The organism is Stenotrophomonas sp. SORGH_AS_0321, assembly GCF_031453215.1.
GTDB lineage: Bacteria > Pseudomonadota > Gammaproteobacteria > Xanthomonadales > Xanthomonadaceae > Stenotrophomonas > Stenotrophomonas chelatiphaga.
Window position 1 is genome coordinate 254,983 of the sequence record NZ_JAVIZG010000001.1, and the last position, 15,037, is coordinate 270,019.

Annotated in this window: 15 protein-coding genes and 1 tRNA gene; 4 read left to right on the forward strand and 12 right to left on the reverse strand. The window is 67.3% G+C overall.

What is annotated here, in order from left to right:
* Window positions 1–105: 105 nt before the first annotated feature.
* The 3 genes from QE373_RS01080 to QE373_RS01090 all read right to left on the reverse strand — a co-directional run bounded on the left by QE373_RS01080 (window position 106) and on the right by QE373_RS01090 (window position 3,719).
* The gene (locus QE373_RS01080) at window positions 106–636 is read right to left on the reverse strand and encodes a gamma carbonic anhydrase family protein (protein WP_123700131.1); all 531 of its coding nucleotides are present in this window, start codon (window positions 634–636) and stop codon (window positions 106–108) included.
* A gap of 122 nt (window positions 637–758) precedes the next feature.
* Window positions 759–2,648, reverse strand: a complete 1,890-nt coding sequence (gene mnmG, locus QE373_RS01085; RefSeq protein ID WP_309682597.1) for a tRNA uridine-5-carboxymethylaminomethyl(34) synthesis enzyme MnmG — start codon at window positions 2,646–2,648, stop codon at window positions 759–761.
* A 543-nt stretch (window positions 2,649–3,191) separates the two neighbouring features.
* Window positions 3,192–3,719 (reverse strand): hypothetical protein, encoded by a 528-nt coding sequence (locus QE373_RS01090; RefSeq protein WP_309682599.1) that lies wholly within the window; start codon window positions 3,717–3,719, stop codon window positions 3,192–3,194.
* 151 nt (window positions 3,720–3,870) lie between these two features.
* Here QE373_RS01090 and QE373_RS01095 point away from each other — a divergent pair, with 151 nt between their 5' ends.
* Window positions 3,871–4,833 (forward strand): pyridoxal-phosphate dependent enzyme, encoded by a 963-nt coding sequence (locus QE373_RS01095; RefSeq protein ID WP_309682601.1) that lies wholly within the window; start codon window positions 3,871–3,873, stop codon window positions 4,831–4,833.
* The gene (locus tag QE373_RS01100; RefSeq protein ID WP_057508535.1) at window positions 4,830–5,435 is read left to right on the forward strand and encodes a YdcF family protein; all 606 of its coding nucleotides are present in this window, start codon (window positions 4,830–4,832) and stop codon (window positions 5,433–5,435) included. Before QE373_RS01095 ends, QE373_RS01100 begins: the two co-directional genes overlap by 4 nt.
* Before the next feature lie 54 nt (window positions 5,436–5,489).
* On the opposite strand, the gene bioC is transcribed toward QE373_RS01100, so the two are convergent.
* The 4 genes from bioC to QE373_RS01120 form a co-directional block, all read right to left on the reverse strand.
* Complete coding sequence (gene bioC / locus QE373_RS01105; protein WP_309682603.1) at window positions 5,490–6,386, reverse strand: malonyl-ACP O-methyltransferase BioC; 897 nt, start codon at window positions 6,384–6,386, stop codon at window positions 5,490–5,492.
* Between the two features lie 28 nt (window positions 6,387–6,414).
* A complete protein-coding gene (locus tag QE373_RS01110) occupies window positions 6,415–7,197 on the reverse strand; it encodes an SDR family oxidoreductase (RefSeq protein ID WP_309682606.1) in 783 nt (260 codons plus the stop codon).
* 73 nt (window positions 7,198–7,270) lie between these two features.
* Window positions 7,271–8,071 (reverse strand): pimeloyl-ACP methyl ester esterase BioH, encoded by an 801-nt coding sequence (gene bioH, locus QE373_RS01115; RefSeq protein WP_309682609.1) that lies wholly within the window; start codon window positions 8,069–8,071, stop codon window positions 7,271–7,273.
* Window positions 8,072–8,079: 8 nt separating this feature from the next.
* Window positions 8,080–9,294, reverse strand: a complete 1,215-nt coding sequence (locus tag QE373_RS01120; protein ID WP_309682612.1) for an aminotransferase class I/II-fold pyridoxal phosphate-dependent enzyme — start codon at window positions 9,292–9,294, stop codon at window positions 8,080–8,082.
* A gap of 309 nt (window positions 9,295–9,603) precedes the next feature.
* Here QE373_RS01120 and QE373_RS01125 point away from each other — a divergent pair, with 309 nt between their 5' ends.
* On the forward strand, window positions 9,604–10,290 hold the full coding sequence (locus QE373_RS01125) for a ComF family protein (protein ID WP_309682615.1): 687 nt from the start codon (window positions 9,604–9,606) through the stop codon (window positions 10,288–10,290).
* Between the two features lie 82 nt (window positions 10,291–10,372).
* On the opposite strand, the gene QE373_RS01130 is transcribed toward QE373_RS01125, so the two are convergent.
* The 5 genes from QE373_RS01130 to QE373_RS01150 all read right to left on the reverse strand — a co-directional run bounded on the left by QE373_RS01130 (window position 10,373) and on the right by QE373_RS01150 (window position 13,822).
* Window positions 10,373–10,822, reverse strand: a complete 450-nt coding sequence (locus QE373_RS01130; RefSeq protein ID WP_123700137.1) for a PA2169 family four-helix-bundle protein — start codon at window positions 10,820–10,822, stop codon at window positions 10,373–10,375.
* Window positions 10,823–11,040: 218 nt separating this feature from the next.
* Complete coding sequence (locus tag QE373_RS01135) at window positions 11,041–11,331, reverse strand: hypothetical protein (protein ID WP_309682619.1); 291 nt, start codon at window positions 11,329–11,331, stop codon at window positions 11,041–11,043.
* Between the two features lie 514 nt (window positions 11,332–11,845).
* Window positions 11,846–12,238 carry a hypothetical protein gene (locus tag QE373_RS01140; protein ID WP_309682622.1) on the reverse strand — a complete coding sequence of 131 codons (393 nt, stop codon included), beginning with the start codon at window positions 12,236–12,238 and terminating at the stop codon, window positions 11,846–11,848.
* A 167-nt stretch (window positions 12,239–12,405) separates the two neighbouring features.
* Window positions 12,406–12,482 (reverse strand) — tRNA-Arg (locus tag QE373_RS01145).
* A 173-nt stretch (window positions 12,483–12,655) separates the two neighbouring features.
* Entirely contained in the window at window positions 12,656–13,822 is a 1,167-nt protein-coding gene (locus tag QE373_RS01150; RefSeq protein WP_309682625.1) for a nucleotide sugar dehydrogenase, read from the reverse strand.
* A gap of 171 nt (window positions 13,823–13,993) precedes the next feature.
* Here QE373_RS01150 and ubiA point away from each other — a divergent pair, with 171 nt between their 5' ends.
* Window positions 13,994–14,887, forward strand: a complete 894-nt coding sequence (ubiA, locus tag QE373_RS01155) for a 4-hydroxybenzoate octaprenyltransferase (protein WP_309682628.1) — start codon at window positions 13,994–13,996, stop codon at window positions 14,885–14,887.
* Window positions 14,888–15,037: the final 150 nt, after the last annotated feature.

The following is a 15,037-nucleotide window of genomic DNA, read 5'->3' on the forward strand; positions in this document are numbered from 1 at the left end:
CCACGGGCATGTGAGTCTCGACGTCGTCCTGGGTCGGAGCCTGACTTTAGCAGGTTGCCGGGGTCACCGAGCCGACTGACGTCGGCGCTGCCTGCAGCTGGGACCTCAGCCCAGGTACTCGTCCTTCAGCCGCACGTAGTGGTCGGCAGAATAGTGCAGCGCTTCGATCTCGCTGTCCTTCAGCATGCGTGCCGGGCGTGCGGGGTTGCCCAGCCACAGTTCGCCTTCACCCACCACCTTGCCCGGGCCCACCACCGCACCGGCACCGACGAAGCCATGCTTCTCCACCCGCGCGCCATCGAGGATGCAGGCGCCCATGCCGATCAGGCTGTAGTCGCCGATGCTGCACGCATGGATGATGCAGCCATGGCCGACCGTCACGCCTTCGCCGATCAGCGTGGGAAAGCCGGCCTTGTTGAACGGGCTGTGGTGGCTGACGTGGATGATGGTCCCGTCCTGCACGTTGGTGCGCGCGCCGATGCGCACGAAGTTGACGTCACCGCGGATCACCGTGCCCGGCCAGACCGATGCGTCCTCGCCGATTTCCACATCACCGATGATTGTGCAGGCAGGATCGACGTAGGCACGCGCGCCGAGCACCGGCATCTTGTCGCGGAAGGGGCGCAGCGGGTTCATCGGCTTCTCCGGTGTAGCGCCGGGCCCTGCCCGGCAGAAAGGGTAGCGCCGAGCGATCCTCGGCTGATAACGGTAGCGCCGAGCCATGCTCGGCGAGCGCAGCGGATCGCAGGCCCGCCGACCTACGCCACGCGGCCGCGGCGCGAACGCTCCAGGTGCACCAGCAGCAGCGAAATCGCCGCCGGGGTCATGCCGGGGATGCGCTGCGCCTGGCCGATGGTCTGCGGCCGCACGCGCTCCAGTTTCTGCAGCGCCTCGGCCGACAACCCGTGCACGATCGCATAATCGAAGCCCTCGGTGATCGGCGTGGATTCGTGCCGCTGCTGGCGCTCTATCTCCTCGCGCTGGCGGTCCAGGTAGCCGGCGTACTTGACGCCGATCTCCACCTGCTCGGCCACCTTCGCATCGTCCACGCCCGGGCCCAGCGAGGGCACCTGCATCAGCTTGGCGTAGTCCAGTTCCGGGCGCTTGATCAGGTCCAGCACGTTGGTTTCGCGGCTCACCGCCACGCCCAGCACCTGTTCAACTTCGCGCCCCAGTGCGTTGCCCGGCGTGGCCCAGACCGCGCGCAGGCGGGCACTTTCAGCGCCCACCGCGGCCTGCTTGGTCTCGAACGCCGCCCAGCGGCGGTCATCCACCAGGCCCATCTCGCGGCCGACCGGGGTCAGCCGCTGGTCGGCATTGTCTTCGCGCAGCTGCAGCCGGTATTCGGCGCGGCTGGTGAACATGCGGTACGGCTCGGTGGTGCCGTGGGTGATCAGGTCGTCCACCAGCACGCCCAGGTAGGCCTCATCGCGGCGCGGGCACCAGCCGTCCAGCCCACGCACCTGGCGGGCGGCATTCAGGCCGGCCAGCAGGCCCTGCGCGGCCGCCTCTTCGTAACCGGTGGTGCCGTTGATCTGGCCGGCGAAGAACAGCCCGCCCACGGTCTTGGTTTCCAGCGATGCCTTCAGCCCGCGCGGATCGAAGTAGTCGTATTCGATGGCGTAGCCGGGACGGGTGATATGCGCGTGCTCGAAGCCGCGGATGCTGCGCACCATCGCCAGCTGCACATCGAAGGGCAGCGAGGTGGAAATGCCGTTGGGGTAGATCTCCACGATGCCCACGCCTTCGGGTTCGACGAAGATCTGGTGGCTCTCCTTTTCGGCAAAGCGCACCACCTTGTCTTCGATGGACGGGCAGTAACGCGGGCCGATGCCTTCGATCTGCCCGCTGTACAGCGGCGAGCGGTGCAGCGACTCGCGGATGATGTCGTGGGTGCGCGCGCTGGTGTGGGTGATCCAGCAGCTGACCTGCGGCGGATGCTCATCCACCGAGCCGAGGAAAGACATCACCGGCCGCGGATCGTCACCGGGCTGTTCGTCCATCACGCTGTAATCCAGCGAACGGCCGTCGATGCGCGGCGGGGTGCCGGTCTTCAGCCGGTCCACCTGGAATGGGCGTTCACGCAGGCGCGCGGCCAGCGTGGTGGCCGGCGGGTCGCCCATGCGGCCGGCGGCGTACTGGGTCGGCCCGACGTGGATCTTGCCAGCCAGGAAGGTACCAGCGGTCAGCACCACCGCCGCCGCGTCGAAGCGCAGGCCGGTCTGGGTGAGCACGCCACGCACCTGGTCGCCTTCGATGACCAGGTCATCCACGGCGGCCTGGAACACGGTGAGATTCGGCTGCGCTTCCACGATGGCGCGGATCGCCATGCGGTACAGGTTGCGGTCGGCCTGGCAGCGGGTGGCGCGCACCGCCGGTCCCTTGGACGCGTTCAAGGTGCGCCACTGGATGCCGGCGCGGTCGGCGGCATGTGCCATCGCCCCACCCAACGCATCGATTTCCTTGACCAGGTGGCCCTTGCCGATGCCGCCGATCGCCGGGTTGCAGCTCATCGCGCCCACGGTTTCGATGTTGTGGGTGAGCAGCAGCGTGCGCGCGCCACCGCGTGCCGCGGCCAGGGCCGCCTCGGTGCCGGCGTGGCCGCCGCCGATGACGATGACGTCGTAACGATGGAAGGAGTCGGTCATGGGGAACGCAGGGGGTGGCCGCAGCCATCGGTTGGGAAGGCGCAGGCGCCTTGGAGGGTGGCGATTTTAGCGCCAATCGCAGCCGGGGTCAGATTCCTTTCGCCGCCTGCCGCAAAGAAACCCGCGCAGATTCGTGAATCGACCCTAAAGTTGGCATGGAACCTGCAGATATATCCATAGCACCCAGCGTGATCGGCGCCATTGGCGCTACGGACCGGAATTGGAACAGGGGCTGGTCCAGATGCACACTGGGGAAGCGTAGGGCCGGCAGTCGGGGGACTGCCCGGCCCTGTTTTTTTCCGGGACACCGGAGCAAGGCTGTTCCACCTGCAACAACCGCTGAAACAACAAGGCCCCGCTTGCGCGGGGCCTTGTCTTTTTAGGTGCCGACATCCGACAGGGCCGGAACAGGGGGGATCCAGATGTTCCTGGCGGATATCGACGTAGATCGTATGACCGGCTGCGTCGAATTTGTCACTTTTGGACGCGGCGGGTCAATCCGGGCCTACTTTGAACCTTCCTGACAGAAGGTTCAAGAGCCGATCACCGCTCCTGCTGTCGTTCTGTGGCGCGGTTCAAGTTTCGCCATGGCGAACCACTGGGACGCGGCGCCGACGCCGGGCGTGGCGGCGCTGAAGGGCGTACCTGCTGTTGCGGACGGTTCATGCCCTGCGGCGGACGCGATGGACGGGTGTTGCCATTCAGGTTGCGCCATGGTGAGCCGCCGTTGTTGCCGGGCGGGCGGGTAGTGGGTGGACGCGGACGGTCCGGCGGCGGACGATTGCCCGGCGGACGGTGGCCATGGTGCGGCGGCCGGTAATTCGGGTAGGGACGATAGACCGGGTAGCCGTAGCCATAGCCGCCACCGTAGTAGCCACCGCCGTAGTAGCCGCTGCCGTAACCATAGGGGCTGCCGCCATAGCCATACGGATAGCCCGCCGGATAGCGGTATTCCGTGGAAGGCGCGCCGTGGTAATAGCCACTGCCGCCACCGCCGCCGACATAGTCGTACGTGGCGCAGCCGGACAAAGCCAACAGCAGGCCTCCGGCAACCATCAAGCGCATCTTCATGACACGGCCCCCCAAGGTGAGGACTCCAGCTTAGCCTTTCGCATTGAATCGCCGCTAAATCCACACGCCCAAGCATGAATGGTTGGCAATCGACCCGATAGGGACGGCTACAGGCGCTGCGAGCGGGTAGGGCATACGTTAATCTTTGCAGATGAACGAGGCGCTACCACCCCCGGCCCAAGCTGTACTTGAAGCCGCCGCGCGGATCGCGCCGCATGCGGCAGTGACGCCCGTGCTGCGCTCGCAGACGCTCGATGCGCTGGCCGGCGCGCAGCTGGCCTTCAAGGCGGAACACCTGCAGCGCAGCGGCGCGTTCAAGTTCCGCGGCGCCTGCAACGCGGTGTGGTCGCTGTCCGCCGACCGGGCATCGGCCGGGGTAGTGACCCATTCTTCCGGCAACCACGGCGCTGCGTTGGCGCTGGCCGCGCGCACCCGCGGGATCGCCTGCCATGTGGTGGTGCCCGACGGCGCGGTGGCCGCCAAGCTGGCCAACATCGCCCGCCACGGCGCCACGCTGTGGCACTGCGCGCCGACCATCGCCGCGCGTGAGGCGGTGTGCGCCCAGGTCCAGGCCGATACCGGCGCCACCCTGGTGCACCCGTATGCCGACGCGGCGGTGATTGCCGGGCAGGGCACCGCCGCGCTGGAACTGCTGCAGGCCGAAGGTCCCTTCGACGTGGTGGTGGTGCCGGTGGGCGGGGGTGGGCTGGCCGCTGGCACCGCGCTGGCGCTGCAGCAGGTGTCCCCGCGTACCCGCCTGGTACTGGCCGAACCGGCCGGTGCCGACGACACCGCGCGCTCGCTGCAGGCGGGTGAGCGTCGCATCGACTTCGTGCCCGATACGGTCTGCGATGGCCTGCGCGGCACGCTCGGCGCGCCCAATTTCCAGCTGCTGCAGGCTGCCGGGGCGGAGGTGATCGTGGTTGACGATGCCGCCACCGTGGCCGCCATGCGCCTGCTGTGGCAGGTGCTCAAGCAGACCGTGGAACCGTCGTCGGCGATTGCCCTGGCCGCGGTACTGGCGCAGCCGCAGCGCTTCGCCGGCCTGCGCGTGGGACTGGTGCTGTCCGGTGGCAACGTGGATATCGACGCATTGCCGTGGTCTGCCGCATGAGCCGCCACCGTGTCGGCCTGCTTGGCTGGATGTGGCGCCTGTTCGTGCTGGTGCTGGTATGGCTGCTGGGCGTGACCGGCTGGATCATGTGGATCGGCGAGCGCGACCAGGCGGCCAAGGCCGATGCGATCATCGTGCTCGGTGCCGCCGCCTATGACGCCAAGCCGTCGCCGGTGTTCCAGGAGCGCATCCGCCACGGACTCGACCTGTACGAAGCCGGCTACGCGCCGCTGCTGATCTTCACCGGCGGCTATGGCGGCAGCGGTGCGCGCTTTTCCGAATCGCAGGTGGCACGGCGCTATGCCCTGAAGCAGGGCGTACCGGCGAAGGCGATCCTGATCGAAACCCAGTCACGCAACACCGTGCAGAACCTGGTCGAAGCCAAGCGGCTGATGGACCAGCACGAGCTGCACCGGGTGATCATCGTCAGCGATCCGCTGCACATGGCACGCGCGCTGCGGCTGAGCCGTGCGATGGGCATCGATGCACTGGCCTCGTCCACGCCGAGCACGCGCTTCCGCAGCTTCCACACCAGCTGGCGTTTCCTGGCGCAGGAAATCTACTTCTTCCACCGCGACCTGTTCATGCAGGCGAGTGGGTGATGACCCGCTTCTAGGGGATGACGGCCGTTGGTCGTCACCCACCAAAGACGGTCCTCACCCCGGCCGGCGGCGGATCGGAATCGCCGACAGCGGCACGGCCGCGATGTCCTGGCCCTGTTCGCGGATCGGCGCGCCGGCCTGCGGCGCCCATGCGTGGGCATAGATCACATCCCAGCTGCTGGGCAGCTTGCCGTCGGCGCGCCGCATCGGTTCGTACGCCGCGGCCGCCGCCTTGAAGCGTCCCGGCCCGGTCAGCGCGCGGCGGCGATCCAGCCGCGCGTTGGTCGCGCCCAGCGCCCGCAGCTCGGCCATCAGCGCCGGCAGGTCGTCGTAGGTCAGGGTGAACAGATCGCGATCCAGGACGGGATCGCGGAATCCGGCCATCATCAACGCATCGCCGAACTGGGCGATGGGTGCGAAGCGGCTCACGTGCGGCTGCTCGTCGGCGGCGTGGAAGGCCTCGGCCAGTTCGATCAGCGTCTCCGGCCCGTGGGTGGAACACAGCAGCAGGCCACCGGGCTTCAGCACGCGGCGGAAGCCGGCGAACACCGCCGACAGGTCATCCACGTACTGCAGGCACAGATTGCTGAAGATCACATCCACGCTGTTGTCGGCCAGCGGCAGCGCGGTGGCGCTGGCGCACACGCGCTGGAACGGCTTCCACCAGCCGGCCTGGCGTTTGGCCTGCGCCAGCATCGGTTCGGCCACGTCCAGCGCGATCACCTGCGCCTTCGGCCAGCGCTTCTTCATCAACGCACTAGCGTGGCCGGTGCCCGCGCCCACATCCAGCACCACGTCCGGCACGCGGGCTTCCAGGTACTCCAGCGATTCCATCAGGCGCTGCTGCACTTCACGCTGCAGCGCGGCGGCCGCATCGTAGGTGGCGGCGGCGCGGGAAAACGCGCGGCGCACATGGCGGGGATCAGGACGGGGATCGGTACGCTGGTTCATGCGGTTCTCGGTGCTGCGGGGTGCGGCGTCAGAAGGTGCCCGGGTAGGCGCCGCCGTCGATCAGCAGGTTCTGCCCGGTGAGGTAGCCGGCCTGTGCACTGCACAGGAACGCACAGGCCGCGCCGAACTCATCCGGCTGGCCAAAGCGCCCGGCGGGAATGTGGCGGCGTTTCTGCTCGGCGATGGCCTCCGCATCGGCCTGCTGCTGCTTGGCCAGGAAGGCGAAGTTGCCGCGCAGGCGGTCGGTGTCGAACTGGCCCGGCAGCAGGTTGTTGATGGTGACGTTGGCCGACACCGTGCGCCGCGCCAGCCCGGCGACGAAGCCGGTCAGCCCGGAACGCGCACCGTTGGACAGCGCCAGGATGTCGATCGGCGCCTTCACCGACGAGGAGGTGATGTTGACGATGCGGCCGAAACCGCGCGCGATCATGCCGTCCACGGTGGCGCGGATCAGCGCGATCGGCGCAAGCATGTTGGCATCCAGTGCGGCGATCCAGTCATCGCGCTCGAACTGGCGGAAGTCCCCGGCCGGCGGGCCGCCGGCGTTGGTGACCAGGATGTCCACCTGCGGGCAGGCAGCCAGTGCCGTGGCACGGCCGGCATCGGTGGTGACATCGGCAGCCACCGCGACCACCTGGCCGGCCCCGGGCAGGGTGCGCAGGGCATCGGCGGCCTGCTGCAGGGCCTGTTCGCCACGGGCGACGATGACCACGTTCACGCCTTCGGCCGCCAATGCACGCGCGCAGCCCAGGCCAAGGCCCTTGCTCGCGCCACACACCAGGGCCCAGCGGCCGGCGATTCCCAGATCCATGTCAGTCCACCTTCTGTTGCGGGGGGCGTTGGCCGTCAATCCAGCATTGTCGATCGGCCGCCAGCGGCCGTCACTACGGCATTGTGGTTTGACGGCCAGCGGCCGTCACTACCTGCGCCGTGATGAAGTGTTGCAGCTGCGCGGCAACCTCGTCGGCCTGGCCGAGGAACGGCGCATGGCCGCCATGGGCGATGGTCTGCGCGCTCGCCGAATCGGCCGGGCACGATGCCGCCGCGGCATGTGCGGCGGCCGGTGGTACCAGACGATCGCGGTGGCCGGGCAACCACAGGCTGGGCGTGCGCAACGACGGCAACACAGCGCGCAGGTCTGCCGACTGCAGCAGCCGCGCGCCTTCTTCCAGCACGCGCGGGTCCGGCGCGCCGGCGTCCAGCAGGTGTTGGCGCAAGCCGCGCAGATCGGCGCGTGCCGGGTCTGTGTTCATCAGGTCCAGTGCAAGGAAGCGATCCACGGTGGCCGGAAAGTCGTCGGCCAGGTCACGCGCGAACTGCGCGAACACCGGTGCCGGCACCGCATGCGGCCAGCTGTCATCACGCACGAAGCGGGGCGACGAGGCCAGCATCACCAGCCCCTGCACCTGCGGCCGGGTGGCGGCGGCATGCAGCGCGAACAGGCCGCCCAGCGACCACCCGCACCACACCGCCGGCGGCGTGGCCGCGGCAATGGCAGCCACCACCGGTTCGCATTCCAGCGGGGTGGCATCGTCGCGGCTGCGGCCATGGCCGGGCAGATCCACCACGTGCACGGTGAACTGGCCGGAAAGGCGTTCCACCAGCGGCGCGAAGACATCACCCTGCAGTGCCCAGCCATGGATCAGGACCAGCGCGGGGCCGCTACCGCTTACCGCGATATGCATGTGCTGAATCAGGCCAGCGCAGCGGCCGGCAGCAAGGTGCCGGCATGCAGGCCATCGCGCGCACGCGCGATCGCATCCACCAGGGCCTGCACCTGCGCGGGCACATGCAGGGCGGACAGGCTGACGCGCACGCGCGCGGCACCATCGCCGGTCAGCCCGGCCGCGACGGTGCCGACCCACATGCCGGCCTGCTGCAGATTCTGCGCCAGCGCCATGGCCTGCTGGTCGGTGGCGAAGGACAGCGACTGGATCGGGGTTTCGGCAGCCATCAGGCCCAGGCCGTGACCGCGCGCGGCGCTGCGGAACACGCCAACCAGTTCAACCAGCTTCTCGCGGCGCCAGTCATCGCGGCGCGCCAGGCGCAGCGCTTCCAGCGATGCCGCCGCCAATGCCGGCGACAGCGCGGGGGAATACAGATAGGGACGCGCGGTGGCGGCCAGATGCTCGAGCAGTGCGGCATCACCGACCACCAGCGCGCCGGAGCCACCGAGCGCGGCATCCAGCGCGAACACCTGCAACGGCACCTCGGCGGTGCCCAGTCCGGCGGCCGACACGCTGCCACGGCCGCCATCGCCGATCACGCCGATGCCATGCGTATCGTCCACGCACAGCAGCGCCTGCTGCATGCGCGCGACCAGCGTCAACGAACGCAGCGGCGCACTGTCGCCATCGATGCAGAACACGGCATCGGTCGCCAGCATCGCCGCGCCTTCGGCGGCATGCTTGAGCTGGCGCATCGCCCCCTCGGTATCCAGGTGCGGGTAGCGGCGCAGGCGCGCACCGGCCAATGCCGTGGCATCAAGCAGGCTGGGATGGTTGAGCTGGTCCTGCGCGCAGACGTCGCCGTCTTCGCACAGCAGCACCTGCTGCACGGCGAGGTTGGCCAGGTAGGCACTGCTGAACAACAACGCGCGCGGATGGCCCAGCCACTCGGCGGCTTCGGATTCCAGCGCCTGGTGCAGCGCATGGCGGCCACCGGCGGCGGGTGCGGCGCCGCCGTTGACGCCTTCACGCGCGACGGCATCCTGCAGCGCGTTGACCACGCCGAACTGCTGCGCCAAGCCGAGGTAATCGCTGCCGCGGAAGCTGGTCAGCGTATGGCCATCCACCTCCACACGGACGCCATCGCGGCGGCCCACGGCCTGCACCAGCGCAACCGAACGCAGGCTGTCCGCGCTGCTGCGCAGGGTCTGGATTCGCTCGAACAGATCAGGACGGGCCATCGGGGCGCACTACGGATGAACGGGCGGCTAGCGTAGCAAAACCATCGCCAACGGGTCCGTGAGCCCGCCCCACCGCCGGTCGGTAGTGACGACCGCTGGTCGCGAGCACGGTAGTGACGGCCGCTGGCCGTCCGTGAGGGTAGTGACGGCCGCTGGCCGTCCGTAAGGGTAGTGACGGCCGCTGGCCGTCATCCAGCCGCCCCCGGTGGGTGACGACCGTTGGTCGTCACAGGCACGCCATAACCCCAGCCACCTCGCGCCATCGCCCGATAGCAGACACCCTCCACCAGCCGCATCCTGATCCCCATCATGCCGCTGCCCACCTTCCGCACCCTGGCCAACGGCCTGCTGTGCAGCCTGCTGCCCCCGGTCTGCCAGATCTGCGCCGACCCCGGCGAACGCGGCCACGAACTCTGCGGTGCCTGCAGCCTGACCCTCCCCTGGCACAGCGACGGCTGCGCGCGCTGTGCACTTCCCTTGCACGAAGACGCAGATGCGCTCTGCTTCCGCTGCGAAGAATCCCCACCACCGCTGGATGCCTGCTGGGCCAGCCTGCGCTACGAAGACCCCGTGTCCGGCCTGCTGCTGCGCTACAAATTCCATTCCGACCTCGCCGCAGGACGCTTGCTGGCCAACCTGATGGCCCTCAACCCACCGCCATGGGCACTGGCGCCGCTGGTGGCCGTGCCTCTCCACCCCAGCCGCCTGCGCCAACGCGGCTACGACCAGGCGGCGGAGCTGGCCCGCCTGATCGGCGCACCGCGCTGGAGAGGCCTGCGACGGATCCGCGCCACCGCACCGCAGTCCGAGCGCAATGCCGATGCGCGTCGGCACAACCTGGATGGCGCATTCGGTGTCGTGGGTGAGGTACCGCAGGCGGTGGTGCTGGTGGACGATGTGATGACCACCGGCAGCACGTTGCATGCGTGTACCGAAGCGCTGCGCAAGGCCGGCTGCCAGCAGGTCAATGCCTGGGTATGCGCGCGGGTGCCGTGATGGGGCAGGGGCGGTAAATCACCCACAAAAAAGCCGACGCTGCCAGGCAGCGTCGGCTATCAGAAAGCTGCTTGCTGAAGTCTTACGACTTCATCGCATGCTTGCGGGCGCGCATGACCGCATGGGTCTCCTGCACTTCCGGCAGCAGGCGGGTGACTTCGGTGCGCACCGGGGCCGGCACGTCGTTGTCGGTCAGCACGTCCTTGAAGGCCTTCAGCAGGCGATCTTCGGACTCTTCCAGCTCGGCCACGTAGCCGTACTGGGTGTCGCCCAGGGTGGCGCGGATGTTGCCGTACATCTTCTGCACCGAACCGACGAAGGTGCCGTGCTCTGCCGGCTCACCACCGGTAGCGGCGACGGTCGCGCTCAGCGAGGTGACGATGTCGGCCTTGCTGCCGGCGATGCGGGTGAACAGGGCAGCCAGCTCGGCGTCCTTCACCTTGGTCGCGGCTTCGCTGTAGAACTTCTGACCATCACGTGCGATCTCGATCAGGTCGTTGAGGCTGTGTTCGATCTTGGACTGGGTGCTCATAGATAGTGCTCCGTGTGAGTGGTCGTTTGGAACGGCGGGACAGATGCCGTGCCGTTGGGGACCACCTTGGACAAGTGCGAGTCCACTGCGGGTGAGCAGCGTTTGATGCGCCCGTCATGTGGCCCAACGCGGGCTGACGACCCGCGTCGAACCAGCTTGAATGGCCAAGCTGCGGATACAGGCCAGAGCCCCATGGAAACCGCCAGCACGCGGTGCGATCAGGCAGATGCTTCCAGCCGCAGCTGGATGCCCAACGCATGTGTCACGCCCAGCACGCTGTCGAAATACAACGGGCGGGTTCTGTTCAGCTGCCGGCGCATCGCGTCGCTGTCGAGCCCGCAGGCGTGAGCGACGAAGCTCATGCCGTGCAGTTCGGATACCAGCAGCAACGAGCGGGCGAACGTGCTCTCGTCGTAGTGGCTCATGTGCAGGCGGGTGTCCAGGTAGTCGGCCATATCGGCCGCACGGTGGTTGGCCAGATCGGCCCTTGCCTGCTCATAGGGCGTCATTCAGTCCCCCACATGTCGCCCATCAGCGCGTACAGACGCTTCGCGCTCAGGGGGGATTTCGATTCATTCGGCGTATCCATGGTGAACCTCGCAAAGCGTGAGGCCACCTGCGCCGAAGCGTCAGGTGGCAGGCGATGCGGGTTCGCATACCGGCTGGAGTTGCCTAAAAAACCGGCGGATCAGGGATCCCCACGCATCGCCCGCCGTGTGACCGGTGCGCGATGCAGTGCATTCTCCGCCGTGCCCAGAGGGCAAAACAGAGTCCAAAGGACAACTCCATATTCAGGATGCGAATCCCGGCTGGCGCTCTTCGTCGCCAGCGGGACCATCCAATCAGTCGCGCGCCCCTGCGTACATGGGCAAAGTTGCAGTTTTGGCTGCTGCAGACGGCCTGTGCAGCGCACGGAGTGCGGGAACGGGGCGGCAGCTGAAGGCGACGCGCCCGGGTGCGCCGTGATGCGGAATGCGCCAGCGGTTCAAGGCAGGCCCCCGCGTGATGCGGGGGCCCTCGGCATCAATCGCGGTCGAGCTTGAGCTCCAGACCGTCCGCGGTGTTACGTACGACCATCACATCGAAATCGCGGTTGCCGTTGACAGCCTTGATCTCTACCTCGTCAAGGTCATCGGTCTTGATGGCATAGACACCCGTACCGAACTCCTTGGACAGCGCATTTGAGATCAACACCGCAGCCGCCTCATGGTTGGTGGCCGCCGGAATGGCGATGGCGACGTTGGTGGCTTCACCGGCTTCCGGCCTCACCGCGAGGGTGATCTCGCCATCGACCTTGGAACGGCCCTTGAGCTCGACGTTCCACTTGTCCGCCGGTGCGGCGAAAGCGGGGACGGCCATGGCGAAGGCGACAGCTACGGCCAGGGACCGGGCAAGCGGGGTACGCAGGATGTTCATCGATGCTACTCCTCTGCAGGCGGGCAGGCGCCCGTGGGAGGCCGATGCTGTCGCAGGGGAGTTGGAGAGGGTGTGAAGCGTCGCTGCCGTGGCTGAACAGGCCTTCAGCGGGCCCGTTCGCGGCGTCCGGGCGAGGTGCCTGGGACGGTGGGGGCAAGCGAGGGAGATGGTGCGCCCGGAGGGATTCGAACCCCCGACCAATGGCTTCGGAAGCCACTACTCTATCCGGCTGAGCTACGAGCGCATGATTGCAGCATAGTGTACAGGCGCGACGGGCAACGTGTCGGCCGCACAGGGCGACCTGTGCAGGTCGCTGAGGCGGCATTCTAGCCACTTCTTTCCAATAAGTCTGCAGTTTTCGTCCGCCACGGGGGAACCCTGCCGCGTTGGAAGGGGTTCCCGGCAGGGCGTACAGGATCAGTCGGCGCCGAACAGATCTCGGGTATAGACCTTGTCGATCACGCTCTCCAGATCCTCGGTCATGCGGTTGGCGACGATGACATCCGCTTCGCGCTTGAAGGCCTCAAGGTCGGTCTCCACCCGCGATCCGAAGAACGTCGCCTCGTCCAGAACCGGCTCGTACACAATGACGTCGATGCCCTTCGCCTTGATCCGCTTCATGACCCCCTGGATGGCCGATGCACGGAAGTTGTCCGACCCGGCCTTCATGACCAGGCGGTAGATGCCCACTGTCCTGGGCCCGCGGCGGATCACCTCATCGGCGACGAAGTCCTTGCGCGTCCGGTTGGCATCCACGATCGCATTGATCAGGTTCTGCGGCACGTTGCTGTAGTTGGCCAGCAGCTGCTTGGTGTCCTTCGGCAGGCAGTAGCCGCCGTAGCCGAACGAGGGATTGTTGTAGTGCCCGCCGATGCGCGGGTCCAGGCTCACGCCTTCGATGATCTGGCGCGTGTCCATGCCGGCGGTGGCGGCGTAGGTGTCAAGCTCGTTGAAGTAGGCAACGCGCATGGCCAGGTAGGTATTGGCAAACAGCTTGATCGCCTCTGCCTCCGTCGCATCGGTGAACAGCGTCGGCACGTCCTTGCGGATGGCGCCTTCCTGCAGCAGGCCTGCAAAGATCTCGGCGCGCTCGGAGCGCTCGCCGACGATGATGCGGCTGGGGTGCAGGTTGTCGTACAGCGCTTTGCCTTCGCGCAGGAACTCCGGCGAGAAAAGGATGTTGCTGGTGCCATAGCGTGCGCGCAGCTCGGTCGTGCAGCCGACCGGAACCGTGGATTTGATCACCATGACCGCATCTGGATTAACCTCCAGGACATCGCGGATCACCGACTCCACCGAGCTGGTATTGAAATAATTGGTCTGTGGATCGTAGTCGGTCGGCGTGGCGATGATGACGAACGTCGCACCCTCGTAGGCTTCGCGTCGATCCAGCGTGGCAACGAGATCCAGCGTCCTGTTGGCGAAGAAATCTTCGATCTCGCGGTCTTCGATCGGCGCCTGTCGTGCATTGATCTTCTCGACGCGCGAAGCGTTGATATCAAAGGCGACCACCTGGTGATGTTGTGCCAGCAGGACTGCATTGGACAGGCCGACATATCCTGTACCGGCCACGGCAATCTTCATTGCGGGAGATCCTTCGTATCAATTGCGTACTGCGAGGGGGGAGACGGCGGTGCAAAACCAGCGGCGGCGCGTGTCCGTACGGCGGACCAGGGCTTGCTGCGTGCGTGGGGATCGTACTACAGCGATGTGCAACAGGCATGCGCCAAGGCCCGGCGGGAGTATCATTTCCCCATGTCACATGCTCCCATTCACGCTCCCTCCGGGGACGCGACGCCGCGCTGGCGGCACTACTGGAAACTGATGCGCGCCGATCGCCCGATCGGCACGTTGCTGCTGCTGTGGCCCACCTGGTGGGCCCTGTGGCTGGCCTCGGGCGGGTTGCCGCCGTTGTGGACGCTGTTCGTGTTCACCGCTGGGGTCTGGTTGACCCGTTCGGCGGGCTGCGTGATCAATGACTACGCCGACCGCTGGCTGGACCCCCACGTCAAGCGCACCAAGGACCGTCCGCTGGCCAGCGGTGCGGTACGCGGCCGGCACGCGCTGGTCCTGTTCGCGGTGCTGATGCTGGTGGCGTTCGCGCTGGTGCTTACCTTGAACTGGCTGACCGTAGCGCTGAGCTTCGTCGGTATCTTCCTGGCGGCCAGCTACCCGTACCTGAAGCGCTATACGCACCTGCCGCAGGTGTATCTGGGCATGGCCTTCGGTTGGGGTATTCCAATGGCCTTCGCGGCCGTGCAGGGTGAGGTGCCTGCGCTGGCGTGGCTGCTGTACGTGGGCAACATCCTGTGGTCCACCGCGTATGACACCTGGTACGCCATGGTGGACCGCGATGACGACCTGAAGATGGGCTCGCACTCCACGGCCATCCTGTTCGGCGATCTGGATCTGGTGATCCAGGGCGTGTTGTATGCGCTGTTCCTGGCGGCGATGACGCTGGTGGGCGTGCGGGCGGAGCTGGGGGGGTACTACTTCGTTTCGGTGGGCGTGGCGGCGGCGCTGGTCGCGTATGAGTTCTGGCTGTGCCGCAACCGCGAGCGCGATCCGTGCTTCAAGGCGTTCCTGCACAACAACTGGGTGGGGGCGGCGCTGTTCGTGGGGATCGCGGTGGCGATGGCGCTGCGCTGAGGGGGCGGGGCAGCGGTAGCGCCGAGCCATGCTCGGCGAGCGCAGCGGGAAGCGCTGCAAGAGCATGACGGCCAGCGGCCGTCACTACCGGCGCAACGGCATGACGGCCCGCGGCCGTCACTATCAGGGCAACGGCGTGACGACCAACGC

Coding starts and splice junctions, on each gene's coding strand:
- QE373_RS01080 (WP_123700131.1), bottom strand. CDS start 636: ATGAACCCGCTGCGCCCCTTCCGCGACAAGATGCCGGTGCTCGGCGCG.
- mnmG (WP_309682597.1), bottom strand. CDS start 2,648: ATGACCGACTCCTTCCATCGTTACGACGTCATCGTCATCGGCGGCGGC.
- QE373_RS01090 (WP_309682599.1), bottom strand. CDS start 3,719: ATGAAGATGCGCTTGATGGTTGCCGGAGGCCTGCTGTTGGCTTTGTCC.
- QE373_RS01095 (WP_309682601.1), top strand. CDS start 3,871: ATGAACGAGGCGCTACCACCCCCGGCCCAAGCTGTACTTGAAGCCGCC.
- QE373_RS01100 (WP_057508535.1), top strand. CDS start 4,830: ATGAGCCGCCACCGTGTCGGCCTGCTTGGCTGGATGTGGCGCCTGTTC.
- bioC (WP_309682603.1), bottom strand. CDS start 6,386: ATGAACCAGCGTACCGATCCCCGTCCTGATCCCCGCCATGTGCGCCGC.
- QE373_RS01110 (WP_309682606.1), bottom strand. CDS start 7,197: ATGGATCTGGGAATCGCCGGCCGCTGGGCCCTGGTGTGTGGCGCGAGC.
- bioH (WP_309682609.1), bottom strand. CDS start 8,071: ATGCATATCGCGGTAAGCGGTAGCGGCCCCGCGCTGGTCCTGATCCAT.
- QE373_RS01120 (WP_309682612.1), bottom strand. CDS start 9,294: ATGGCCCGTCCTGATCTGTTCGAGCGAATCCAGACCCTGCGCAGCAGC.
- QE373_RS01125 (WP_309682615.1), top strand. CDS start 9,604: ATGCCGCTGCCCACCTTCCGCACCCTGGCCAACGGCCTGCTGTGCAGC.
- QE373_RS01130 (WP_123700137.1), bottom strand. CDS start 10,822: ATGAGCACCCAGTCCAAGATCGAACACAGCCTCAACGACCTGATCGAG.
- QE373_RS01135 (WP_309682619.1), bottom strand. CDS start 11,331: ATGACGCCCTATGAGCAGGCAAGGGCCGATCTGGCCAACCACCGTGCG.
- QE373_RS01140 (WP_309682622.1), bottom strand. CDS start 12,238: ATGAACATCCTGCGTACCCCGCTTGCCCGGTCCCTGGCCGTAGCTGTC.
- QE373_RS01150 (WP_309682625.1), bottom strand. CDS start 13,822: ATGAAGATTGCCGTGGCCGGTACAGGATATGTCGGCCTGTCCAATGCA.
- ubiA (WP_309682628.1), top strand. CDS start 13,994: ATGTCACATGCTCCCATTCACGCTCCCTCCGGGGACGCGACGCCGCGC.